Below are 25,097 nucleotides of genomic sequence, written 5' to 3' on the forward strand. Positions count from 1 at the left end.
TCTAATGAGCCTTAACAAAAGATTCTTCGACTCCGATCAGACTGACAGAACGATATAGATTTTAATAAAAGGGTCGTCATTGCGAGGCACGAAGCAATCTTACAACGATCGCTATAACCCATAGTTTAAGATTGCTTCATCAGCTGAAAAGCTTTCTTATAATGACGGATTTTTGTCATTCTGAACGCAGTGAAGAATCTCTAATCTATAAAATACAGAACCTAACCTCATCCTTAAAGATTCTTCGTTTTACTCAGAATGACAATCAACGCCACCCGCAACACGCCCTTCGCTACACCTTAATTCTTTCAACTAACACCTTTGAAGGCTCTGAAGCATCAAAACCTTTTATCTCTACATATTTTACATTCGGAAACCAGAATGTACCACCTTCAATCCGAAGGAATATCCGTTCTAACTGCATTTTTTTATTGTTAATTGTCGCAAAAACATGGTATTTTTTGTCTGCACCCGATTTATTCAGATACATTGGCAATTTTTTATGCGAGGTAAACCGCAGTTCGAACTGTCCGTTACCCAGATTTTTGCTGATAATGCCATAGGCAAATTTCCGTTGGATATAACTCAATTCTTTCTTCTCGCCATTATCCCCATAACGCATCCAGAATACATTTACAGGTTGATCTTTATTCACTACTCCATGTTTGTCTATATTTAACTGGCAAATAATGGTATTGGTATTCGGATCGCGCTGTAGATAAAAAAGTTGGTTGCTGATGTCTTTAGGCGTTGGAAAAGTAATCGGCGAAGGATCACTTCCCTGTGCATTTGCATTAAAAGAAAGCAGACCACCTAAACTCGTCATCAAAACCAGTCCCGCAATTAATGCTGCCCTGTTATTTCCTTTTCTTTCGTTAAACTCTTGCGCCTCGAGACCTTTTTTGGCTTCCTGCAGCCGTTTTACTGCGGTGATGTTGGTTAATAAAGCCATTATGGTAATCGGCATGGTAAAAATCGACATCGTTTCAAAAACATGGAAGGATATGCCCGGCACATAAATTTTATAATCGCCACCAATAAAGTGCCCTGCGATACCACAGGCAATGGCAAAAACACCGATGGTGACCACGCGTTCCGGCCTTTGCATTAAACCACCTTTACACTCCACACCTAATCCCTCTGCCCTTGCCCGGGTATAACTCACCATCATTGAACCGATGAGTGCGATAAAAGCAAACAATGAACTTAAGAAATAATGATGTGCCACAAGGTAATAACAGATACCTAAAAACATGATCATTTCACTGTAACGGTCGAGTACCGAATCGTATAAGGCACCAAATTTCGAACTCATGTTTCCTAAACGGGCCACCTGACCATCAAGCATATCAAAAAGGCCCGCAAAAAGCACCAATGCACCTCCCCAACCGATATACGACATATCGCCACGGTTTGACTTTTCGGCACCTAGCACAAAAATGATTGCCACACCGATATTCAGGATCAAACCAATTGTGGTGACGGCATTTGGGGTTAAGCCAATTTTAATCAAGCCCTTAACAAAAGGATTGATCACTTTATAAATGCCCAGTTGCAGGCTGTCCCTTAATTTTTTTTCCATTGCATTTTTCTTAAAAATCAAATTTTACCCTTGCCCTTATTCCCCACTCCGAAACCTCCGGATGATTGAGGTAATTGAAGCGTTTTACCAGATCGACCCTTAACAGTTTAAAGATATTACCTACCCCAATACTTCCTTCCATATAAGGATCATTGCCCAATGCATAAGTCCGCTGTGCACCATTTTCATAAACAGGAAGTTGGTATAGACCGGATTGAAAATTCGGATTGTTCTCGTTCCTCAAACCACCATATAAGGCTTTGAACGACACCACTTCTCTCAACTTTAATTTTTTGATCAATGGCACTTTGTTAAAAAAGAAACCATTAAAATTATGGTCGATATTGATGCTCACATAATGATCGCTCACAAACTCAAGGAAGTTCATCAGGTTGTATGAGTTAAGCTGATAGGCGTAAGTTTGGTTGGCCCGGTGTATATCTAATAAAGGAAAAGGCACTTTTCCGGCAATATAACTGCCCTCTACCGTTACATCGCTATAGCCAAGTTGTGATAAATAAAAACGTTTATCAATGCTTCCCAACAGGTTGTGATAATTGTATTCGCCACCCAAAACACCTTTTAAACCAGCGGTATAACGTAAATTAAATACCGGATAACGATCGGCAATGGGCACACGGTATATTTTTCCCTGGTAAAATTTCTCATTCGGTGCGTATCTTAACTGTAGCGAAACTTCGCTGGTGGTTAACCTGTTTACCAGCTGATTATTTGAATTTAAATAATTCAATCCTCCGGCTGGTGTCTGACTCCATTTTTTAAAACCCAGGTTATAAGAAAAGTGGTTTTCGAACTCTTTAACATAATCCAGGCGATAAAAATCATTATAGAGCAACATATCATTTACCCCCCTTTTAAAAGACAGTAAAAAGTTGTCTTCCTGCACAAACTGGAGTTCTTGTCCGGGTATTTTGGTATCACGCTGAAAACTAGCCCTGATGTAGTTTTGAGGAAACTCGTAGATCGATTTATTATTCAGCGAATAGGTTCCGGAAAGAAAAAACTTCCATTTCTCATCTTTGATGCCGTATGCTAGGTAATTTTCGAAATAATAACGTTTGCTGAGTTCAGGTGTTGTTCGCCCTCCAAACCGCAGCCTTAAACCTTCTACATTGTTAAAACTATAAAACGTATTTACCGGACCAATTTCATAAGGGCCAAGATTCTGATAACCTGCAAATAAGAGAGTAACGATTTTCATCGTGCGTTTAAAAGATGGCAGATTTTGCAGGGTATCAATATTGCCATAAATCTTTAATTGATTCTTCGAAATGGTATCCAGTCTGTTTTTCTCCCAAAATTTGTCGTCTTTTTTTGCGGCATCAGCCAACACAACAGTGCTTTTCCCTTGAAAGATCGTATCAGGTAATACCGTATCGAACTGATAATTTTTGAAGGTCACGGTACGCTCGCCCGTAAAACCTATGCCCTTTGTTTTGCCAATACCGAAATCGGCCAATAGATTACTTTTGCTTAAACTGTATTTACCTTTGCTGTTGGCTTCGAAATCGAGATCGACTTTGAGTGCACGTACAAAGTTGAGGTTAATGTTTTTGTTAACGCCAAATGAAGCGCCAGTAACAGCATAATGACTATCATTGGTTACATAAATTTTCCCCTCGAACAACATATCATTTGTATTTCGGGGAGTAAAAGATAACTCAATGACTTCAGGTTTTTGATTTTTTAGCGTATCGGTGATAAAGAACTTATAAAAAGCAGGCGCACCGTCTGCAATCGGGCTTAAAAACTCGTTACTGATCACCGAAATGTTGTTTTTATAGATATCGATATCCTGATACATCCTATCGAAATAAGTTTTCATTCCTTTATTATCGATGTACCTGCTATCGAAGTTTACCTGCTTTTCGGCAATAACAACAGTTTTATTCTTTTCAGGATCTTTACTGAGGTAATGATCGGCCAGTTTCTCCTGAATATATACCGGTAACAGGTTTTTTCCGCCAATTAAGGTAGAATCCTGCTCCTGAAACAGAAACTGGTAATTCCTGAACATTCTTTTGCTCTTAAACTTCTCTGAAACATTACTCAGGGAGAACAACATCTTCTCATATTCCCTGAAAGATGCCGTATTATAACTTTTGATACGGTTTTCATCTTTATGGGCAATCACCTGGCGGATCAGCTCAACGGCAGGATTATCTTTATTCCGGTACTTCACCTTTTTACCGCCCACAATCACCACTTCATCCAGCGCCCTTGCATCGGGTACCAGGGAAATATCAAGTTCTTGTGTTGCAGCAGATACAATATTCTTAAAAACAGTTCGGTAGCCCACATAGTTGAAACTGAGTTCACTTTGTGGATTAGACGAAACGAGTGTATATTTTCCGTTCACATCGGTCTGTGTACCAATTTGGGTATCTTTAAAAAAAACAGAAACGTTAGGCAGTGTTTCTTTAGTTGCGGCGTCGCGTACTGTTCCCGACACTGCGGTTCTTTGGCCAAAAGCATTTACCTGCAAAATAAAACTGAGCACCACGAATAGAAAAAATGAATAGATCGGTTTCATTTAACTTGAAAAAATAAACTGCTTTTGCATGATATAATTGTAGCTTACCCCTGTTAAAATTGAGCTAAGCACTTTAGCGAGAACATAATTGAGATTAAAAAAATGGGTGAGCATAAATACACCCGCGGTTACGATAATCAGATTGCCTGTCCATACCAAAACGTATTTCAAGATCTGCCATTTAATTGCTGTAGATTTACTTTCAAAAACCCATTTCCGGTTCACATAAAAATTAACAGCTCCACCTGTAACCGTACCCGTAATACTTGCTGCCAGATACCACCAGCCAAAAAGATTTGCAGCAATAATAGTCATACCGAAATCTGTTGCCGAGGCCACTAATGATGATGCCTGTGCTTTTAGATAAGTGAACATCATGGTTAAAACAGTGCTAAAACAACAACCAGTTGCAGTATAACATTTGCATAAATCCCGGCCAGCACATCATCGGCCATTACACCCCAACCACCTGGCAATTCTTCAAGGTTTCTGATGTAAAGCGGCTTGAGGATATCAAAAAATCTAAAAAGAACAAGTCCAATAATGGTATACTGCCATTTTAAAGGCACAAATAACAGGGTGATGCACATTCCGGCTACTTCATCAATCACCACCCTGCCATGGTCTTTTCCCCAGATCTCTTCCACCCGATCGGCACTCATCACCCCCAACATCACGATGAGCATAGTGAAAAGTATCGGCCATAAATAAGGGTTGGTATAAGGGCTCTGGAAAAGATGCCAGCAGATGCAGGTTGCTATAGCAGCATAAGTACCTGCGCCCTTGCCGATATACCCGATTCCCAGAGCCGTTGAAAGAATTTTGTGGATAAACACTATACCGTTTCTATCAGTTCTTCTTCGTAATCCTGACCTAAATGGGTGATCAATTCTTCGCCCATAATGTAACGTAAGGTGTTCTGAAGTTTCATTAACTGTTTAAAAATGTCGTTCTCTGCAGGTACACCTGGAATAGTTTGTGGCGATTTTAAGTAGAATGATAACCACTCCTGAATACCCGACATATTTGAGCGTTTAGCCAGATCGATAAACAAAGCAAGATCCAGCACAATTGGTGCAGCTAAAATTGAGTCGCGGCAAAGGAAATTGATTTTGATCTGCATTTTGTAACCCAACCAACCGAAAATATCGATGTTATCCCAGCTTTCTTTGTTATCACCGTGAGGCGGATAATAGTTGATTCTGATTTTGTGGTACATATCGCCATATAAATCCGGGTTAACTTCTGGTTTAAAAATATCTTCCAACACACCCAGTTTAGATACTTCTTTGGTTTTAAAGTTATCAGGGTCGTCTAATACCAAACCATCGCGGTTACCTAAAATGTTATCAGAAAACCAACCATTTACGCCCAACGAACGTGCCGCCAAACCAGGTGCCAAAATCGTTTTCATCAAAGTTTGACCGGTTTTAAAATCTTTACCCGCAATTGGGGTATTGGTTTCTTTAGCCAGCTCGATTAATGCAGGGATATCTACTGTTAAATTTGGCGCACCATTAGCGAAAGGAATGCCCAATTTTAATGCAGCATAGGCATAAATCATGCTTGGCGCAATGCGTAAATCGTTATCTCTTAAACCTTGCTCAAACGCAGCCAGCGATTCGTGCACTTCTGATGCTTCAAAATAGATTTCAGTAGAACCACACCAAACCAGCACAATACGGTCGCAATTATTTTCTGCTTTGAAGTTTTTAATATCCTCCATTACGGCTAAAGCCAGTTCGTAACGGTTATCGATGTCTTTTACATATTTACCATCCAGGTTTTTTACATAGTTTCTGTCGAAAGCGGCACGCATCGGTTTAATGGCCTGCAATTCTTCACGTACATCTCGCAAAAGGTTTGCATCCAGTACACGGGCGTTTAACGCGGCTTCGTAAACATTATCTTCGTACACATCCCAGCCACCGAAAACTAAATCTTCCAGATTGGCTAAAGGCACAAAATCTTTAATTTTTGGCTCTTTTTTTTCTGTTCTTTTACCCAAACGGATGGTGCCCATCTGTGTTAACGAACCAATCGGTTTTGATATCCCTTTTTTAATTGCAGCAACTCCTGCAATCATGGTTGTTGCTACAGCGCCAAGTCCTGGCATTAATATTCCCAGCTTACCTTCAGCTGCTTTTACTTGTTGTTTCATTCTGTTTTTTATTTAAAATCTTATAACCAATTGTTTTTACGGTACCAGTTGATGGTTTCGTTTAGTCCCTGTTCCAAACCGAAACGGGGAACAAAACCAAAATCGTTCTGAATATTTTTAATGTCGCAGCCCCAGTTAAGGGCCGTGAGTTCTTTTATTTTATCTACATTTAAAGCAGGTATTTTATTAAATACGCCATACAGATGTTCCATCGACCATGCCAAACCTTTAATCAACGGCACAGGTACATTTACCCTTACCGTTTTTTTACCTAAAGCCTTACTTACATAATGAGCGAGCGATGAGCGGTTGTACACTGCCCCATCTGATATATTGTAAGCCTTGCCCGCCACTGCAGAAGCAAGCGCTTTAATGATGATATCGGCCAGATCAGTAGCATATACAAAACTGAGTTCCTGTTCCTGCTTGCCGATGTAAAGCTCCAGCCCAGCTTTAATGGTTTTGATCAGTATGAAAATGTCTTTCTCCCGTGGGCCATAAACCGCTGTAGGCCTGAAAATGATCAGTGGCAGATTGGAAATTTGCGCCAGATAAGTCTCAGCCAGCGCCTTACTGATGCCATACTGGGTTACCGGATTGGATGCACTTTTTTCCGTCAGTTTATCGTTTTTCTGCTTTAACGGACCCAGAGCCGCCAGACTACTGATAAATATAAATTTCTCTATCGCATGTGTTGATTTCGAAGCAGCTACAGCTAAATTCCTGGTATATATTGCGTTGATCTTATTGTAATCTCCTAAATTCTTTGCCTTAGTTACTGCAGCGGCATGTACGATATAATCGTATTTTTTCTCTTCAATATTTTCTTTTAACAGGTAAATCGATTCAAAATCGAGATCCACATAATTGATCTCAAAATCTTTAAGGTGAACTGCAGCAGCCTTTTGACGCACATTTGCATATACTTCCAATCCATTGTCTAAAGCAGATTTAATCAGGTGGTATCCTACAAATCCTGTTGCCCCGGTAATCAACACCCGCTTTTTCATATCGCTTTCTCTAAAATCCTGTATTTTCGGTACAGTTTGCCGCCGATGTCTTCTATCGGTTTATTGATCAGGTCGTTATGATCCAAAGTCCAGCTCGCCTCCGCATATTTCATTTTTTTAGCTTCGAAATGTTTGATAATCCGGCCATATAAACAGGCTTCGATGCCCATTTTGCGGTAACCATCAACCACACCAAGCAGTAAAATGCGGATACCATCTATTTTCTTTTTATTCGCTAAAAGTTTGATCAAACCTGTAGGAAACAGCCTTCCACGTTTAATTTTGATCAGAATTTGGTTGATGTCGGGAATGGCCAGTGCAAAACCCACAATTTTACCATGCTGCTCGGCCAGGATGCAAAATTCAGGATCGAGGATCATTTTTAGGTCTTTTGCCGTATAATCGAATTCTTTATCCGTCATCGGTACAAAACCAAGGTTTTTGTCCCATGCTTTGTTATATACGTCTCTTACCGCATTACATTCTTCCTTAAATTTCTTCATGTTGATTTTACGCAGAATGATATCGTTCCGTTTCAAACGGTCCTCTATCCTATCCATCAGCTTTACCGATCGGTCGCTGTAAGTGCCAGCAGTATACCTGTAAGCCCTTAAATCAACATTTTTTTGAAAACCCATTTGCTCCAAAAGTGGGAGGTAATATTGGGCATTGTATGGCATCATGGCTACAGGCGGACCATCAAAACCCTCAATCAGCAAGCCACATACTTCGTTAGTAGAAAAATTAACCGGGCCTAAAACTTTGGTCAATCCCTTTTCTTTTAACCATTCCTGCGCTGCTTCAAAAAGCTGTTTAGCTGCCGATGCATCATTGATACAATCGAAAAAGCCAAAAAAACCGTCTTTAGATTCGTAGACTTTATTGTGGTTGGTATTGTTGATTGCTGCAATACGTCCAATTACCCTGCCTTCATCATAAAGCAGAAAAAGCTGGATTTTGGAATGTTCGTAAAAAGGATGTTTGCCAGGGGTAAGCAGATCGCGCTGCGCAATAAAAAGTTCAGGAACGTAGTTTACATCACCTGCATACAGTTCGTGCGGAAAATCTACAAATGCCGCCAATGCTTTTTTACCAGAAACCTTTACCAGTTCTCTCATGATTGGCTTCCTACTAATTCTACGTTAACGGCCTTAAAAGCAGCACTTAATTGCTCAATCGCCGATTCAATCTGTTCGAAGCTATGTGTGGCCATTAAAGAAAATCTGATCAAAGACGAATCGGAAGGCACAGCTGGCGAAACCACCGGATTAACAAAAACCCCGTTTTGCTGAAGGATATTGGTGATCATAAAGGTTTTGGTGTTATCGCGGATGTAAATGGGTATAATCGGACTGTTGCTGTGCCCAATATCGAAACCTGCATTGAGTAAAAGTTTCTTCGCATATTCTGTATTGGCCCAAAGTTTATCAATCCGTTCAGGTTCCGATTCGATGATATTCAATGCAGCAATCACACTTGCCACGGCTGATGGCGGCATACTGGCACTGAACATCAACGAGCGCGCACGGTGTTTGATATATTCGATAGTCTCGGTACTGCCCGCAATAAAACCACCAAGAGAGGCAAGCGATTTGCTAAAAGTACCCATAATCAGGTCTACATCCTCTGTAAGATTGAAGTGTGATGCCGTTCCCGATCCATTAAAGCCAATTACCCCGAGGCTATGTGCATCATCCATCATGATGTTGGCACCGAATTCATTGGCAATTTCTACCATTTCAGGAAGATTAACTAAATCGCCTTCCATACTGAAAATACCATCAGAAACAATCAGTTTGGCGGCATCTTCAGGTAATCTGCTCAATTTGCGGCGAAGATCCTGCATATCATTATGCGCGTACTTAATGGTACGGGCAAAGGCCAAACGGCTACCATCAATGATAGAAGCATGATCATACTCATCAAGCAAGAGGTAATCATTACGATCTAACAAACAGGATATTACCCCTAAATTCACCTGAAAACCAGTGCTAAAAAGCACCGCAGCTTCTTTGCCTACATACTCGGCCAAACGGTTTTCCAATTCGAGGTGAATATCGAGCGAACCATTTAAAAACCGCGAACCAGCACAACCTGTACCATATTTTTCGATGGCGGCTTTTGCGGCTTCTTTTATTTGGGAATGATTGGTGAGGCCCAAATAGGAATTTGAACCAAACATCAATACCTTTTTTCCATTGATCACTACCTCTGTGTCCTGGGCAGATTCTATCGACCTGAAATAAGGATATAATCCCTTTTCTTTTATCACCGCCGCATCCTTAAAAGAGGCAATTCTATCTTGTAATTTTTTACGCATGCTGAACACTTATATTCTTCAGTTTTTAAACCCTGTTCTGAAAGTTTAGCCAGCAACTTGAATGCTACTTGTAGAGATTGAAATCAACCAGGTAGATTAAGACCGCATTAACCAAACGATTTGATAACACAATTTTAACGCGGAAATGAAGCCAAAAAAAGGTTCAAATGTAGGATATATTGGTCAAAAAGTAGGATCGACGAAATGTGACATTCAGATGAATTGACCAATTGACATTCTGACTTTTATTATAAAATAGTAAAAAGGTTAAAAAACAGGTAAAAACCTCCTAAATACGATATAAATACCTGTAATTAAACCGATTAAAATACGCAAAATTCTTAATCAAAACCACTAAAATCAATCAGAAATTAGTCATTTTAAAAAAATATTCTTTGAAAATTCATTACGAACATTACATTTGCCACAACAAAATCCGACAGATAAAGGGCGAAAAACTATCCGAAATAGGGTGGCTGAAATTGTTGTGCGAAAGAAGATGGAATCTGTTAAGAAATTATTAAAAAACGCTGAACGATTTTATGCAACAAGAGTTACTCAATAAAACTTTTTCAGAAAAAAACCATGAGGAAGCACTTTCTTTGAACGATGGCCTGATGGCAAAAATACACCACAGTAGCGATCCGAATTATTGCAGTTCGGAGCCTTTCCGTGTATCGAGTTACGCCCTAATCCTCATTACTAAAGGCAAGCTAAATATTAAGATCAATTTTGAAGATTATGTGCTCAACCACAGGGATATTTTACTGGTTTTGCCACATTCTGTTTATGAAATTGCAGATAATAGCAGTGTTTCGTTTATCAGTATCCATTTTAATAAGAGCTACCTTAAAAATAAGGGCATATTTTTTAACAATGGCGAAACATACCGGATGTCGAAAGATGTTCAATCACATAAATTTTCATTATCGAAAGAGGAATATACCTTTATCTATTACGATATGCTGGCACTCCACAAGAAACTTAATGTTTCAAAAGATACGCCACAGATCAAAAATATTGTACACAACAGCTTTTTGGAACTTCTTTATGATATTTTCCTCCTTAAAAACAAACAGAAAGATTCTAAACCATTAGTACATAACAGTCGCACGGAATTAACCAACCGGTTTTTATCGCTGGTCTCGGAAAACTTTAAAAAGGAAAAGCGTGTAATTTATTATGCCAATTGTTTGCGTATTACACCAAGGCATTTATCGCAGGTGGTGAAACAGGTTACAGACAGGACTGCTGGAGAAATTATTGATGAAATGGTAATCAGGGAAGCCAAATTGCTGTTAACCAGCCATGTAATGAATATTTCAGAGGTAGCCATGGAATTGCGCTTTAGCAACTCCTCTTTTTTTGGCAAGTATTTTAAAAAACAGACGGGAATTACGCCTTCTGAGTACAAAATGTCGAATAATATCGCTGTTTAGACCGATCTCATCACACTAATACAATAATTTCTTGAAGGAGCCGTCATAAGACTGTATCATATTTGCATTTCACTTCGAATTTGTCACGTTGAGCCCAGCCTGTGCTGAGTTTGTCGAAGCATCAAACGCCTTGTAAGACATTTAAAAGGTCTGTGGAATTGCAATTCCACTGGACTCTAATAGAGTGGTCGTCATCTCGACCGGAGCAACGCTAAGTGGAGAGATCTTTGTACCAAGTTATTGAAATCAAATTTAAAAGATTTCTCCACTGCGGTCGAAATGACGATACTTCGAGACCATTCACTTTCTTTATCCATCTGTCCATTTATATGGATTTTTATAAAATAAATTATCCATCAAGATGACAATTCCATACTTATAGGAAACAGACTCATCTTTTTTTGCTACAAAGACCCTGAAATAAACCCGATAGCTCCGGTTCAGCGTGACGACCGCAATCGGGAATAGCATTTCCGGCCGGGTTTATTTCACCCATAACAGCAGCACTATTCATGCCACCTAAACCCGATCGAAGCGAAATGCCAATTTCCTTCAAATTGGCAGAAGCGGGAGCGGGACTGAACCCACCCAAATGCTCCTGCAATTGCTTTCCAAAAAAAATAAAATATTTATCTTATGGATGTGCACTAGTTAATTTTTTACCAGCTATATCTTCCCACCTATAAAAATGAAAGGTTTTATCATCGCTCATCGCCACCAGCAAGCCGTGTTTAAAATCGCTATTCAAAGGAACGGAAACCACATCAATGCCATCTGTTTGATTAGCCGAATATTTAACTGTGGTTAACAGCGGGTGGGGCTGAGCAGTATTGGCTTTAGCTACCCTATCGTACACTTTTAATTGCCTGGCGCCCTGATCGGATACCAGGATATATCCTTTATTTCCTGAAGTTTTATAAATAGCTATTCCCTCATTATCAACAGCAAAATCGCCTTGTCCGAATAGCGCCAATTCTTTATTTCCTTTGGCGGGGTCTGCATAGTACTTGCGTACCCCTACCTGCTCATCGCAATAATAAACATACCCAAGTTCGTTATCAACGGCAATGGCTTCAATTTCTTTTTTGCCACTATACAAGCCGAATTTTCGCACCAAGTCTGCTTTAACATTGCCTTTTCCATCATCAGTTAACAAATATTGCCAAAGATAACCTCCATTTTTAGGTCCGGTTTTACGACCAACAATTGCATAAATTTTTCCGCTTGGATCGGTATACATCGAAATCCCCATCAAATCGCGGTACTCTGCTCCTGTTTCACCTACAAAAACCGGAATTCCGCCATTGTCGATTGCTTTCATATCGGGAAGAGAAAATATCCGCAGTTTATGCGTGTAACGTTCTGTTGTAACCGCAATATCTGTCTTTTTCCCAGCTAACTGTAAACCATAGGCAATATCAACGTTGTTAGGTCGCTTTAAGCCTTTTATGGTTTTTGATTTGATGATTTTACCTTTCAGATCGAAAACATACAAGCCTCCGCTGCTATCTTTATCGGTACCGATCACCAACGACTGTGCAGGATCTTTCGGGTTTACCCAGATGGCAGGATCATCGGTATCAAAACCAACAGGATCAGATACATATAAAGGTTTTACGGCTGTACTATTTCCGTTTTGCGCGCCTCCATTACAAGAAATGGTCAGGCTTAGAACCGCAAAAGCGGCAAGTTTTAATATATTATGCTTCATTTTATATCTTAGTTCCGTATGCACCAACAAATGTTGATGGTGAAGGTGAGCTATAGGTGATACCATTTTTCATTGTAATTCCGGCCTGGTAATGGCGGATAAAGTTAGTGGTGCCTTTACCCAAAGCCGGTGAGTTGCCTTGCAGGTGAAAATCCCATGCGGTATTAAAATCGGCATTGGTAACTGCTGTGTTTAAAGGATAGTTCACAAATTTAGGATCATTAGCTCCGGCAACATTGCTAATCACATCGTTTTTACCGCCCACAATATCACCAGTTGGCTGAAATTGATTTACAGTCGCCTGATCGAAACCATAATACCAGTTATTGCTATAAGCAGAACGGCTATCTTCAGGTTTTTTCGGGTCTCTTTTCACACCAAAACGGGTATTGGCGAAAAGGTTATTATACAGATCGGCACGTACTGTGCTCTCCAGCCAGATTGATCCGCCTTTGGCCGTTGGCCTTCTCCAGCCCGTATTCACCATGGTATTGTTATAGGCAATAATATAGGCTTGTGGTGTTTTATCTCCAGTGTTAGATAATTTTAAGGCATTGGTATTGGTGCTATAAACCAGGTTATAGGCCACATCTGCCAAACAGCCCGATTTAAAGTTCATGGCTTCTCCTCCTGTTACGCCAGTGGTATAAAACACATTATTGGCAAAAATAATCTTTCCACCATCAATGTAAGTACAATCTTCCTGGAGGTTTCTGAAGATGCTATTTTGAACCACTAATTTACCATTAGCATTGGCAAACCAGAGCGCGGGTAAGTTTTCTCCGGCCCTTGCTTTATAAAGCCCCATTTTAACCGATGTTGAAGCATCTGAAGTAGTTGATCCTGCATATTCGAGAATTACGTGATCAAGCACCAGTTCCTCACATGTTTGGCCGGCCAAAATACCTCCCCAAAGCTTTCCGAATTTTTTTGATGAGGTTTTATAGAATTCATTTACCGTAAATCTGATCGGATTTTCTGCAGTTCCAAGTGCATACAGATTACCTTTTATAATAATTTCTGGTTTCGCAACCGTATCCATCAGCACCGTTACGCCCTCTTCAATCGTTAGTGTTTTACCTTCCGGGATTACAATATCGCCTTTAATTACCTGCGTACTGCCTTTTGCCCAAACCCCGGAAACCTCTCCAATTGCCGAGCCATCAACAGCTGTAGTATCAACATCTATATTGGCTTTTTTACATCCTGCTAAGGCCAGCACAACAAGGATTAGTAATTTAAAAATCTGGTTTGATTTCATGTCTTTATTTCTTTAAATGCTATTAATTGAATTTATACCTAAAGCCAACAAGATAATTCTGGCCATAATAATCGCTTCTGATCAAGGTATTTCCATTTTTAACCAAATCTTCTTTGATATCGTTATTTGCCGGGTTTGTACCTTTTATAAATAGTTTTGTTGGTGTATTTAAGATGTTATTGGCTTTTACAAAAACACTGATCCCACCTTTAAAACGTTTCTCTGCAGATGCATCCACTTGAACAAATCCTTCCTGCCACAAATCGTTATTTAAGAATTGTGAAACGGTGTTGATGCGTGGTCCCGTATAGGCACCGGCAACCTGAGCATCCCAGCCTTTTTTGGTGTCTTTAAATAATAAAGACAGGTTGGCAATATGTGCAGACTGACCATAAAGCGGACGTTCCTGGTTTACATTGGCAGGCTCGGTATCTCCGGTAGTGCTATTAATAACCCTGGTGGTTTTGGTGGTGTTAATGCGAGAATGGGTGTAGGTATAATTGGCCTTTACACCTACTTTACTAAAATATTTGATGTAATCTACCTCTGCTCCATAGTTATTGGCTGTACCAAAGTTCCCTGGACTATAATAAATATCCTGACCGCGAACGGCATCGGCTTGAAAAGTATATTCAATTGGATTTTTTATCCTTTTGTAGAATGCACCAACCAATAATTGTTCTGAAGCGCCAGGAAAAAGCTCGTACCTTAAATCAAAATTATCAGCCAGTGCACGTTGCAGGTTAGGATTACCACGTTCTTGGAATTCTTCATTTACAACTTTTCCGGGTACAATTTCGTAAAAACCAGGGCGATTAAGTGCTTTGTAGTAAGAAGCATGCAACTGAGCTTTTTCAGTTAAAAAATATTTTGCAGTTAAACTCGGTAATACATCGGTATAAATCTGGTTTCCTTTTGGAAAAGATTCTCCTGCCGGAAAAAGAAGATTATAACCCTGATTGGTATGTTCTACTCTTGCACCACCAATTACTTCTAACTTAGCTGAAGTATATTTAAACATTCCATAACCGGAAGTAGTTTGCTCAGTTGCATCGTAGGTAAGGGAATTGGCTACTGCACCTGTTGGATTGCTTACTACCAGATTCAGGTCGGTATAATTTTGGAAATTTACACCATAAATATCATTTGCATGATCTGCTCCCTGAGCCAAATTGTAATTATTAAAGAAGCTGCTCCTTTGTTTATCGCGGTATAAACCTCCTGCCATAATATCAAGCTTATGGTCTCCTGATAAAACACGGTAAGTCAAATCAAGATAACCAGCTAAGTCCTCGTCGGTATTGCGTTCCCATCTGCGCGTAACCGGATTGGTATTGACTAAACTGGTACGTTTGCGTTGAAAATTCTGCTCCAATCCATTCAAACTGATACTGGTATTTTCCGGCACATCATTTTTGGCAGAAGAATAAACAGCCGACCATTGCACCTTAAATTTATCATCAAAAAATTTATGGTCGCCATGCAGCGTAGAATTGTAAATCTGCTGCTCCGTTAAACGGCTACGGGTATCAAAAACCAACTGTGCGTTTCCTGCTATAGGATCATAATCCTTGTTATAAGTTGTGGTTACGGCATCTCTAACCTGTTGGTTTTTCAGATTAACGTACACATTGTAAAAACTAATCTGATGGTCTTTGTTAAAAACATAATCAATTTTCCCGTGCAACCCGGTACGCTGCTGTTGTTCAGAAAACTCACGGTAACTTTTACTGGTAATTGTAGCATAAGCATCTGTACCAACAACCGAATTGTTGTAGAAAGTGCTATTACTTCCACGGTAGGTATTTTGATAACTTCCTGCTAACACTACGCCTAATTTGTTATCTAAAAAGCGTTTACTTAAAGATAAACTTCCGATTAAATTAGGTGCAGGGTTTTTATACTTATAATCGAGTGTACCCTTGCTAAAATCGTTCTGTGTAGCACTATAGTTTTTTCCGTTTACTTCGTAAGGAGATTTATAATTAATATCTGAAGCATTGTAACTGGTAAACTTACGATCGAAAAACAATTGGCTATAACCGGTAGAAACGTTGGCATTTACCTGCAACTGGCCGGGTGCATTCTTCATCACCATATTAATCGCACCGCCAATGGCATCGCCCTCTAAATTTGGCGTAAGTGTTTTGTACACCTCTAAACGGTCGAGTAAATCAGCAGGGAAAAGATCAAGCGGAACATAACGGTATTTATTATCAGGACTTGGGATTTTAACGCCATTTACCAAAGTATAATTATAGCGTTTATCCATTCCCCTTAATATGGCGTACTGTCCATCGCCGTTGCTATTGCGCTCAATAGACACCCCCGAAATGCGCTGCATTACATTGGCTACCGTTAAATCTGGTGAAATTTCAATTGCCCTCCCTGAAACGATATTCATTAGCTGAGGGGCATTTTTTTCTAAACGTCTTGCCCCCTGATCGGTAGAACTCACGGCATTTGACTTAATGGTGATATCGTCAAGGCTTTTCGAATCGCTCTCCATGTAGAACTTTAAGTGATCGTTATCCTCTTTCAATACCACTAAGGTCTTCTCAATGGTTTTGTAAGTAATGTAGCTTACACTAATTTTAGCAGCACCTGCTTTTACATCCTTAAATTCGAAGGTCCCATCTAATCCGGTATTCGTTACGCGCCTTGGGTTTTCTAAAACCACTGTTGCACCTACAATGGCTTCTCCAGTTTGCTTATCGTAAACGTGGCCTTTCAGTTTTGTGGCATTTGCTGTGCCTGCACAAAAAAGAAGTAAAAACAGAATTTGTAATAGTTTATTCATTGTGTTTGGTCATGTCTTTTTATTATCGACTGGGCAAAGGTGTATACACCATTTTACACAAAGAAATTATTGAGGTTACATAAAGGCAACAGCGTTACAACAAGCATATATCAAAAGGCAACACAAAATCACAAAACAATGATTATCAATAAACTAGCCAATCATAAAAGCGCCGTTATGCTTTCATTACCGTTACATTAACAAATTGTTAAGCCTTTAAAATCAAAAAACAGGTACTAATATTACAGCTGATGTAACGGTTATAATGCCTGGATAAATGCTGATAAATTATCGCCTTGTGCCAGATTCAGCTTTTTCCTTAGCCTATATCTTGATACCCTTAAGCTATCGGTAGATATACCGAGCAAGGTTGCAATATCAGCTGAATCGAGGTTCATTTTTAACAGTGCAATTAAGCGCATATCGGCTGAGGTAAGCTCGTGGCTATATTTTTTTAAGCTTTCGAGAAACTGATGGTGCACCTGTTCGAAAGCCAGCGTAAATTCTTTCCAGTTGCGTTCGTGGTTAAAACTCTGATTAATCTCGGCGAGAATCTGGTTCATCTGTTTTTTCTGATCCCGTTTATCCTCTTTCACCATCGCTTGTAAGGTACTTCTGAGATTTTCTAAAAATTGGTTATGCTTAATCAGATTTAACGTGTGGGTAGATAGTTCCCTGCTTTTAACCTCCAGCAATTGTTTCAGATTTTGTTCTTCGAGCTGAAGATTTTTAAGCTCGAGACTGGTCATATCGTGTTCTATCGCCTTCTGCCTCGCCAGCATCTGTTGATCTCTTAATTTTAAACGTTGTCTGCTGAAAATAACAAAACCTAAAACAACCAACAATATCACTACGATTGTGGCAGAAAAAGCAATAATCCTGTTCACCTTCCGGTCGTTTTTCAGTTTATTAATCTCCTCCGATTTTTTATTGATATCGTAAAGCACCTGCAAAAAGGCCACCTGCCGGGCACCATCTTCCGAATACAGATCAATGGTGTGCTTATAACCAAGTTTTACATAGTGGTAGGCGCTGTCCATGTTGTTCAACAGTTCGTATGCCTTGCCCAAATCTCTGCAGCAGGAACTCAACTGGTAAATATTCCCCATCTTTTGGGCCAGTTTCAAGGCTGTTTCGGTTTGCACAATGCTTTCTTTATAACGGCCGGTTTTACGCAGGATATCGCCGAGATTATTAATTACCTCAATACTTCCCAAATTATTATGATCTTCCTGGTAGAGATTTAACGACTGTTTAAAATGCACATAAGCAGAATCGTAACGCTCCAGGTCTTCATATATACTGCCCAGATTTTCGTGTATTTTTGCTGCTCCGCTTTTATCGTTAACCTGTTCGTTGATTTTTAAAGCCAATTTTTGATAGTAAAACGCACTGTCGTACAATTGCCTTTTTTCATATAGCTGTCCAATATTGCCCAAAACGGTTGCCTGACCGGTTAAATTATTCGATTTTTTATAAATACCAATGGCTTTGTTATAGCTATTCATGGCTTTATCTTTCTGCTTCATATAATAGTAGAGTACGCCAGCATCGTTAAGGTTAGCGGCCAATAAAAGCGATTGATTGGCATTGTTGAATATTTTATCAGCTTTTAAAAAGAACTCTAACGATTGACTGAAATGCCCCTGTGTATAACAAACCTTGCCCATTTGCTGCAAACATTTACCCTCCAAAAGTTCATCATTATCGTCGATGGCTTTAGCATATATTTTTTTTAATTGAGCCAGGGCTGCAGTCGGATCTTTTTGATTCAGCGCAATAATCGATTCGAATCTGTCGCCCCAGGCATAAGTATTCGAAATGAAGAATAGAAAAAATACAAGGACACAAATGGTTTTGATCATGTTAAAAGCAATTATATCAGGCAATTCCGGACAAAGAAAGAGCACCCATGTTAACTTAAGGTTAAGTTGAAGAATTAACCAGTAATGATCAATATCACATATATATTTCTGATGTCGTTTTTATTATCCTCTATAAGTATATTTTGTAATTTAGAGGATATGAATATTACCTATAAGTTAGATATTATCCCTCAGGCAGAAGAGGTGATTACTTTATTCAGCAAGGCGGGCCTTAAACGCCCTACTGAACCTGAAAGAATAACATTGATGCTAAAAAATGCCGATGTATTGGTTACTGCATGGCAAGAAGAAAAACTTGTGGGCATTTGTAGAACCATTACTGATTGGGCCTGGTGTGCTTATCTGTCAGACCTTGCAGTATTTACAGATTTAAAAAATTCGGGAATTGGCAAGGAAATGATTTCGATAACACGAGAAAAAATTGGTCCGCAGTGCATGCTCATTCTCTTATCGGTTCCTACTGCTTTTGATTATTATCCTAAAGTGGGTTTCAATAAAGAAGACCGCGCTTTCAGTATAGAACGTAAACAATAGTTTTATACGAATGAGAAAATTATCTTAAACCTTGCCGTTAAATTAGATGAATATAATGAAAGGCTTAATTTTTATCCTGTATTAACTGTTTTCATGTCAGATGGAAACATCCGACACCACAGATAAGTTTTTTTAACCACAGATGTACACAGATAAACACGGATTTTTATATCTGTGTGCATCCTTTTTATCTGTGGTTAAATATGCCTACCTGCGCGCTGCGGGCTTAACTTAATGACATTAAGCAGAGGGCAGAACTGATTTAACCGAAGCACCACCGGGTATTGCTTTCCTAAAAATAAAATGATTAAGCCTAACATTTTATAACTGCTTTAACCCTAATACCAAACATTTTTTCCGTGTCAGATGGAAACATCAGACACCACAGATAAGTTTTTTTAACCACAGATGTACAAAGATAAACACGGATTTTTATATCTGTGTGCATCCTTTTTATCTGTGGTTAAATATGCCTACCTGTGCGCTGCGGGCTTAACTTAATGACATTAAGCAGAGGGCAGAACTGATTTAACCGAAGCACCACCGGGTATTGCTTTCCTAAAAAAATGATTAAGCCTAACATTTTATAACTACTTTAACCCTGAATATCAAACATTTTTTCCGTGTCAGATGGAAACATCAGACACCACAAATAATCATCAGATTCAAAACCAAGCCTAACAAAAGGTTTGATTTTAATTTTTTAAATGTAACTTTGTTGCATTGAAACATTCAACGTACAAATATCGCCGCGAAATTTTTACCCGTATATGGGCGCTATTGGTATTGGCGGTATTTCTTAATGCAATGTTGTTAGAAAGCCTGCACCACCACGGAGCGAAAGAAATAACACATCATAATTCTCATTCAAAATACAATACGCAACTTGGCTCGGCAAAGTTAAAATGCAAACTCTGTGAGGTGCTAAAACACCAATCGCACTTTTTCTATCTGCCAGCACCCTTTGCATTGCTTTTACCACTAAATAAACCAGGTGTTAAACCTTGCGCTTATTTGATCAAGCACACAGTTGCTTATATCCTATCTTACGCAAATAAAGGGCCGCCAGGTTTATTGGCCTAATCATTAAAACCAGTTTTTTTTATTTATCAGACAAATTCATTTTGTTTAATGTGCAGCTGTGCCGGCATGCGCTATACTCTTATATTTTATGCTTCAAGCGATTTCATTATCTAAAAATTACGGGGCTTACCAAGCCCTGAATCAACTTAACTTAACAGTTAACCCTGGCGAGGTATTTTGCCTCTTAGGCCAAAATGGTGCTGGAAAAACAACGACCATTAATTTATTTCTCGGTTTTATTGAACCAAGTGCCGGTAAAATTTTAATTGACGGTAAGGAGTTGGACGCACATGATAGCGAGCGCCGCAAACACCTGGCTTATATCCCTGAAGTGGTGATGCTTTACGGTAACTTGTCGGCCATTGAAAATCTTGATTACTTTTCGAAACTGGCAGGTTTTGATTATGGCACCAAAAGCCTGATCGGTTTTTTAAACCAATGTGGCCTACAAGAATCTGCTCAACACAAACAGCTATCTGGTTTTAGCAAGGGGATGCGCCAAAAGGTAGGTATTGCAATTGCCCTGGCTAAAAATGCAAAAATCATTTTAATGGACGAGCCCACCAGTGGCTTAGATCCAAAAGCAACAGCAGAGTTTACACAATTGGTTAAACAATTGGCTGCCGAAGGTAAATCCATCCTAATGGCTACGCACGACATTTTTAACGCGGTAAATGTGGGTTCTCACATTGGCATCATGAAACAGGGCGAACTGATCCATACCCTTAAAGCCAGCGAAATTAATGCAACCGACCTTCAGGAATTATACTTACAAACCATCTAAAAAAATCCATTTCATGTACCCAAAATATAAGGCCCTTCCTGGTGTCGTTACAATTTGTTTGCTTTTTTTACTCAATTTATTTAACCTGCAGGCCAATGCCCAAATTAAGGTAAGCGGAAAGGTGATTAATGCCCAGGATCAAGGCGTCCATAAAGCCACGATTAAATTTAAAAATGGCAAAGATCAGTTAAATGCAATTAGCGATTCGTTAGGAAATTTCTCGCTTATCTTACCTAAAACTGCAAATTATGCTGTCACCGTTAGTGCCATTGGTTATAGCAGCTTTAATCAGATTTACCCTATCAATCAGACAGGCGATTTAAATCTTGATGCCATTGTATTGCAAACTTCAAATGAAGAACTACAAACTGTTGAAGTAGTAGGTACCAACGGCAAAAAATATTACGGCAATTATTCCTTCTCAGCTACAAAAACGGCCACTTTGAACAAAGACATTCCTCAGGCTATTTCTTCGGTCTCAAAAGAACTGATTGCCGACAGGCAGGCAGCTGTACTGGCTGATGCTGTTAAAAATGTAACAGGAGTATCGCAAAGCAGTTATTATAATCAATTCTCTATCAGAGGAATTAATCAGAATGAAGAAGGTGCTATTATTAATGGCATGCGTACCCATCAATATTATTTTAACCAACCGTTAACAAATAACCTCGAACGGATCGAAGTAATAAAAGGCCCTGCAAGTGCCACGTTTTCGAGTGTAGACCCAGGGGGAAGTATTAATCTGGTTACTAAAAAACCACTGACTGAAGACCGCAAGGAAATCAGCATCTCGGCCGGAAGTTTTAGTACAGTACGCGGAGCATTAGATTTTACTGGTCCGTTAAATTCGGATAAAACACTGCTTTACCGGCTCAACCTCGGCTATGAAGACAGCAAAAGTTTCAGAGACCTGCAATATAGAAAGGGTTATATTATTGCTCCTTCATTTTCATACATCCCAAATGACCGAACCAGTTTAAATGTAGAGGTTGTAATGAACAACAGCAATTCGAGATTAGACCGTGGACAAGCTATTTTTGGCGCCATCGCCAGGCAAACCGATTTAAAAAGCACACCAATCAGTTTCAATATGGGTGCCAGCAACGACCGTTTTAACAGTCAGGATTTAATGCTGATGACCAATTTTTCTCATCGTTTTAACCAGGATATTGTTTTCAATGTGGCTTATATGAAGCAAAACTGGAACGAAGATCTTCTGGAACATCGAACCACCAATGCTTTTGGTGTTGATGAAAACAATCAACCTATCCCTACCCTTGCGGCCATGCGGGCAGTTCAGCGTCAGCAAAAGTGGCGTACCGATAATCTAAGCACCTATTTCAGTATAAATGCCAATACGTTTAGCTTAAACCATAAACTGGTAATCGGCTACGATCGGATTAATACCCAGAAACTGCGTGGCGGTGGTGAAAATTCTGCACAGGGTTACCGGTTAAAAGACGGAACCATTGCAGCAAGGTACGATCCCACAAAAAAAGATCTCTATTTATTTAAAGTGGTAAACGGCGTAAATGCACCTGTGCCCAACGTAGAGCATTTTAACCTAGCCAACCCAAGTTATACGATTAAAAATTTAAGCGATTATATTTTTACCAAAACTGAAATACCACCGGCCTACAATTTAGTTAATGCCGTTTATTTTCAGGATCAGATCAAATATGACAAGCTTGCCTTAACCCTGGGCCTGAGACAGGAATGGTACGAAGATTACAGCAATTATGAACTGGCGACCCAGAAGAAAATTTATCAACATAAACTCTTGCCAAGAGTTGGGATAACCTATGCGGTAACCACGAACATTAATCTTTATGGAACTTATTTGCAAGGTTACCAACCGCAGGGCAATACTTCAACTCTGGTAATTGTTCCGCCGCCTGCAGGTTCCAATTTTAAACCATTAGAAAGTGATTTGAAGGAAATTGGTGCGAAATCTGAATGGCTGAATAAAAACCTGATGGTAAATGTTTCGGTTTTCGAAATTAACCAGAAAAACCTATTGATGAATGCAAACGATCCTTTAGATGTAAACCGCTTAATTGAACGTGGCGCACAACGCAGCCGTGGTTTCGAATTCGAAGCTTCAGGTTTCATCAGACAAAACTGGCAGTTTAATGCAGGTTATAGTTATGTAGATGCCATTATTAAGGATGATTTAAACCCGGCTTTAATCGGTCAGCGTGTGCAGAACACACCAAAACACAGTGCCAGCTTATGGACGCGTTATAATTTTGAAACGCAACAGCTGAAAGGTATTGGTTTTGGCACAGGCTTACAATATAGTGGTACTAAACTTCCATTATACATCAGAGATTTTACACTTCCGGCCTATACCCTTGTTGATGCCGCAGTTTATTATTCTCCTGCAGGTTCTAAAGTACAGTTGGCCATAAACATGAACAACATTTTAAATAAAACCTATTGGGTTGGGGCACAAAACTACCTACGCCTTTTCCCTGGCACACCAAGAAATGTAATGTTTAACGTAACTTATAGAATATAATGTCAGCTAGAATAAGCACTATTGCGAAACAAACTTTTAAAGCCGCCTTTAACAATAGCGCCACCTTAGCCTTAACCCTTTTATTGGGTTTATCGCTCTGTTTGGCCACTTATGTTGGCTGGCAAAACTTTAAAACGCAAAATAATCAACGGCTCCATTATAAGGAGCTGGTAAGGGCACAATGGTTAGCCAAACCAGATAAACATCCTCACAGGATGGCGCACTATGGCTACCTCGCCTTTCGCGAAAAACATGAACTCAGTTTCTTCGATTTTGGCATAGAAAGTTTCGCCGGGGTATCGATTTTTTTAGAGGCACATAAACAGAACACCGTCAATTTTAGTGAAGCAGGTTTTACGAACGGCATGTTAAGCTTTGGCGAAATCAGTGTAGCCATGGTATTACAACTGTTGGTACCCCTGCTCATTTTCTTTTTGGGTTATAACAGCATATCGGCAGAACGCGAATCAGGGACATTAAAAATCCTGTTGTGCCAGGATGTAAGCTGGAAACAACTCCTTTGGGGCAAAACTATAGGTATTATTGGCGTTTGCCTCTCCATATTTATCCCACTTATATTGCTCACCATCTTGTTATGGGCATCTTTAAGTCACTGGCAAATTAGTATGGATTCAGCCTTACGCCTGTTACTCCTGGTTTTGTCTTATGCCATTTATTTTTTCATTATTTCGGCCATTACCGTTTTGGTTTCGGCCTTTGCGCGCAGTTCTAAATCAGCCTTAATTACCTTATTGGCCTGCTGGATATTTTTCATGGTCATTATGCCCCGTATTACTCAGGCGGTTGGTGTAAAGATCCATCCTTCGCCTTCTAAAATAGAATTTGCCGATGCCATTGCAGCTGATGTTCATCGGCAAGGCGATAGCCACGATCCCAATGACCCACATTACGCGGCCATTAAAGATTCACTGCTTAAAGCTTACACGGTGGATGATGTAAAAAAACTCCCTTTTAACTATGGCGGTTATATTATGGCCGAAGGCGAAAAAATTACCTCAAAAATTTATAGTCAGCACCAAAATGAGCTGAACCATATTTTCGAAAAACAGAACAGCATTACTACCATTTCGGGTTTCTTAAACCCTTATTTATTGCTGAAACATATTTCGATGGCCTTAACCGCATCCGATTTTAATACCTTCGTCGATTTTCAGCATCAGGCAGAGACCTATCGCTATCAACTTGCTCAAAAGATGAATAAGCTGCAAATTGAAAAGATTAGCAATATTGCACCTGGAGAAGAAGAAAAACCTTTAGCCATCAGCAAGGCAAACTGGGCCGAACAACCCGATTTCAATTACCATTTCAAAAAACTAGGTACTGTTTTGTCGAATGAGTTATTAGCACTAAGCGCCCTAACCTTCTGGTTATTGGTTGCGGTTATGTTGCTTCAATATTCAACCAAATGGATCAAAACGATATCGTAATAA

The 25,097-nt window shown here is 39.5% G+C and carries 18 protein-coding genes; 6 read left to right on the top strand and 12 right to left on the bottom strand.

Going from position 1 to position 25,097, the window contains the following annotated elements:
- Nucleotides 1–292: 292 nt before the first annotated feature.
- Genes BCL90_RS21075 through spt form a run of 8 tightly spaced genes read right to left on the bottom strand, consistent with a single transcriptional unit; the run spans nucleotide 293 to nucleotide 9,627 of the window.
- Nucleotides 293–1,582 carry a DUF4833 domain-containing protein gene (locus tag BCL90_RS21075; protein WP_121286917.1) on the bottom strand — a complete coding sequence of 430 codons (1,290 nt, stop codon included), beginning with the start codon at nucleotides 1,580–1,582 and terminating at the stop codon, nucleotides 293–295.
- 10 nt (nucleotides 1,583–1,592) lie between these two features.
- A complete protein-coding gene (locus tag BCL90_RS21080) occupies nucleotides 1,593–4,136 on the bottom strand; it encodes a DUF5686 and carboxypeptidase-like regulatory domain-containing protein (protein WP_121286919.1) in 2,544 nt (847 codons plus the stop codon).
- Entirely contained in the window at nucleotides 4,137–4,514 is a 378-nt protein-coding gene (locus BCL90_RS21085; RefSeq protein ID WP_121286921.1) for a GtrA family protein, read from the bottom strand. It abuts the gene before it with no gap.
- Between the two features lie 2 nt (nucleotides 4,515–4,516).
- The gene (locus BCL90_RS21090) at nucleotides 4,517–4,972 is read right to left on the bottom strand and encodes a phosphatidylglycerophosphatase A family protein (RefSeq protein ID WP_244095113.1); all 456 of its coding nucleotides are present in this window, start codon (nucleotides 4,970–4,972) and stop codon (nucleotides 4,517–4,519) included.
- Complete coding sequence (locus BCL90_RS21095) at nucleotides 4,972–6,297, bottom strand: inositol-3-phosphate synthase (RefSeq protein WP_121286924.1); 1,326 nt, start codon at nucleotides 6,295–6,297, stop codon at nucleotides 4,972–4,974. Before BCL90_RS21095 ends, BCL90_RS21090 begins: the two co-directional genes overlap by 1 nt.
- A gap of 20 nt (nucleotides 6,298–6,317) precedes the next feature.
- Nucleotides 6,318–7,307, bottom strand: coding sequence for an NAD-dependent epimerase/dehydratase family protein (locus BCL90_RS21100; RefSeq protein ID WP_121286926.1), 990 nt, complete (start codon nucleotides 7,305–7,307; stop codon nucleotides 6,318–6,320).
- Nucleotides 7,304–8,425, bottom strand: coding sequence for a hypothetical protein (locus tag BCL90_RS21105; protein ID WP_121286928.1), 1,122 nt, complete (start codon nucleotides 8,423–8,425; stop codon nucleotides 7,304–7,306). Before BCL90_RS21105 ends, BCL90_RS21100 begins: the two co-directional genes overlap by 4 nt.
- Nucleotides 8,422–9,627: a serine palmitoyltransferase gene (spt, locus tag BCL90_RS21110; protein WP_121286930.1), complete on the bottom strand. Its 1,206-nt coding sequence runs from the start codon at nucleotides 9,625–9,627 to the stop codon at nucleotides 8,422–8,424. Before spt ends, BCL90_RS21105 begins: the two co-directional genes overlap by 4 nt.
- 542 nt (nucleotides 9,628–10,169) lie before the next feature.
- On the opposite strand from spt, the gene BCL90_RS21115 reads away from it, so the two are divergent.
- Nucleotides 10,170–11,066, top strand: coding sequence for an AraC family transcriptional regulator (locus tag BCL90_RS21115; protein ID WP_121286932.1), 897 nt, complete (start codon nucleotides 10,170–10,172; stop codon nucleotides 11,064–11,066).
- Nucleotides 11,067–11,700: 634 nt separating this feature from the next.
- Here BCL90_RS21115 and BCL90_RS21125 read toward each other — a convergent pair.
- The 4 genes from BCL90_RS21125 to BCL90_RS21140 form a co-directional block, all read right to left on the bottom strand.
- The gene (locus tag BCL90_RS21125) at nucleotides 11,701–12,777 is read right to left on the bottom strand and encodes a phytase (RefSeq protein ID WP_121286936.1); all 1,077 of its coding nucleotides are present in this window, start codon (nucleotides 12,775–12,777) and stop codon (nucleotides 11,701–11,703) included.
- 1 nt (nucleotide 12,778) lies between these two features.
- Entirely contained in the window at nucleotides 12,779–14,038 is a 1,260-nt protein-coding gene (locus BCL90_RS21130; protein ID WP_121286937.1) for a right-handed parallel beta-helix repeat-containing protein, read from the bottom strand.
- A gap of 22 nt (nucleotides 14,039–14,060) precedes the next feature.
- A complete protein-coding gene (locus BCL90_RS21135) occupies nucleotides 14,061–16,838 on the bottom strand; it encodes a TonB-dependent receptor (RefSeq protein ID WP_121286939.1) in 2,778 nt (925 codons plus the stop codon).
- Nucleotides 16,839–17,098: 260 nt separating this feature from the next.
- Nucleotides 17,099–18,703, bottom strand: coding sequence for a tetratricopeptide repeat protein (locus BCL90_RS21140; RefSeq protein WP_121286941.1), 1,605 nt, complete (start codon nucleotides 18,701–18,703; stop codon nucleotides 17,099–17,101).
- Nucleotides 18,704–18,787: 84 nt separating this feature from the next.
- Here BCL90_RS21140 and BCL90_RS21145 point away from each other — a divergent pair, with 84 nt between their 5' ends.
- The 5 genes from BCL90_RS21145 (at nucleotide 18,788) to BCL90_RS21165 (ending at nucleotide 25,094) form a co-directional block, all read left to right on the top strand.
- On the top strand, nucleotides 18,788–19,258 hold the full coding sequence (locus BCL90_RS21145; protein ID WP_244214199.1) for a GNAT family N-acetyltransferase: 471 nt from the start codon (nucleotides 18,788–18,790) through the stop codon (nucleotides 19,256–19,258).
- Nucleotides 19,259–19,981: 723 nt separating this feature from the next.
- Nucleotides 19,982–20,341, top strand: coding sequence for a hypothetical protein (locus tag BCL90_RS21150; protein ID WP_121286945.1), 360 nt, complete (start codon nucleotides 19,982–19,984; stop codon nucleotides 20,339–20,341).
- Between the two features lie 88 nt (nucleotides 20,342–20,429).
- Nucleotides 20,430–21,125 (top strand): ABC transporter ATP-binding protein, encoded by a 696-nt coding sequence (locus BCL90_RS21155; protein ID WP_121286947.1) that lies wholly within the window; start codon nucleotides 20,430–20,432, stop codon nucleotides 21,123–21,125.
- A 13-nt stretch (nucleotides 21,126–21,138) separates the two neighbouring features.
- Nucleotides 21,139–23,646 (top strand): TonB-dependent receptor, encoded by a 2,508-nt coding sequence (locus BCL90_RS21160; protein ID WP_121286949.1) that lies wholly within the window; start codon nucleotides 21,139–21,141, stop codon nucleotides 23,644–23,646.
- Complete coding sequence (locus tag BCL90_RS21165) at nucleotides 23,646–25,094, top strand: ABC transporter permease (protein WP_121286951.1); 1,449 nt, start codon at nucleotides 23,646–23,648, stop codon at nucleotides 25,092–25,094. The genes BCL90_RS21160 and BCL90_RS21165 overlap by 1 nt, the downstream gene beginning before the upstream one ends.
- Nucleotides 25,095–25,097: the final 3 nt, after the last annotated feature.

Source organism: Pedobacter alluvionis (assembly GCF_003664035.1).
GTDB lineage: Bacteria > Bacteroidota > Bacteroidia > Sphingobacteriales > Sphingobacteriaceae > Pedobacter > Pedobacter alluvionis.

Bases quoted from the DNA above. Each gene is read 5' to 3' on its own strand.
- BCL90_RS21075 (WP_121286917.1), bottom strand. From the start codon at position 1,582: ATGGAAAAAAAATTAAGGGACAGCCTGCAACTGGGCATTTATAAAGTG.
- BCL90_RS21080 (WP_121286919.1), bottom strand. From the start codon at position 4,136: ATGAAACCGATCTATTCATTTTTTCTATTCGTGGTGCTCAGTTTTATT.
- BCL90_RS21085 (WP_121286921.1), bottom strand. From the start codon at position 4,514: ATGATGTTCACTTATCTAAAAGCACAGGCATCATCATTAGTGGCCTCG.
- BCL90_RS21095 (WP_121286924.1), bottom strand. From the start codon at position 6,297: ATGAAACAACAAGTAAAAGCAGCTGAAGGTAAGCTGGGAATATTAATG.
- BCL90_RS21100 (WP_121286926.1), bottom strand. From the start codon at position 7,307: ATGAAAAAGCGGGTGTTGATTACCGGGGCAACAGGATTTGTAGGATAC.
- BCL90_RS21105 (WP_121286928.1), bottom strand. From the start codon at position 8,425: ATGAGAGAACTGGTAAAGGTTTCTGGTAAAAAAGCATTGGCGGCATTT.
- spt (WP_121286930.1), bottom strand. From the start codon at position 9,627: ATGCGTAAAAAATTACAAGATAGAATTGCCTCTTTTAAGGATGCGGCG.
- BCL90_RS21115 (WP_121286932.1), top strand. From the start codon at position 10,170: ATGCAACAAGAGTTACTCAATAAAACTTTTTCAGAAAAAAACCATGAG.
- BCL90_RS21125 (WP_121286936.1), bottom strand. From the start codon at position 12,777: ATGAAGCATAATATATTAAAACTTGCCGCTTTTGCGGTTCTAAGCCTG.
- BCL90_RS21130 (WP_121286937.1), bottom strand. From the start codon at position 14,038: ATGAAATCAAACCAGATTTTTAAATTACTAATCCTTGTTGTGCTGGCC.
- BCL90_RS21135 (WP_121286939.1), bottom strand. From the start codon at position 16,838: ATGAATAAACTATTACAAATTCTGTTTTTACTTCTTTTTTGTGCAGGC.
- BCL90_RS21140 (WP_121286941.1), bottom strand. From the start codon at position 18,703: ATGATCAAAACCATTTGTGTCCTTGTATTTTTTCTATTCTTCATTTCG.
- BCL90_RS21145 (WP_244214199.1), top strand. From the start codon at position 18,788: ATGATCAATATCACATATATATTTCTGATGTCGTTTTTATTATCCTCT.
- BCL90_RS21155 (WP_121286947.1), top strand. From the start codon at position 20,430: ATGCTTCAAGCGATTTCATTATCTAAAAATTACGGGGCTTACCAAGCC.
- BCL90_RS21160 (WP_121286949.1), top strand. From the start codon at position 21,139: ATGTACCCAAAATATAAGGCCCTTCCTGGTGTCGTTACAATTTGTTTG.
- BCL90_RS21165 (WP_121286951.1), top strand. From the start codon at position 23,646: ATGTCAGCTAGAATAAGCACTATTGCGAAACAAACTTTTAAAGCCGCC.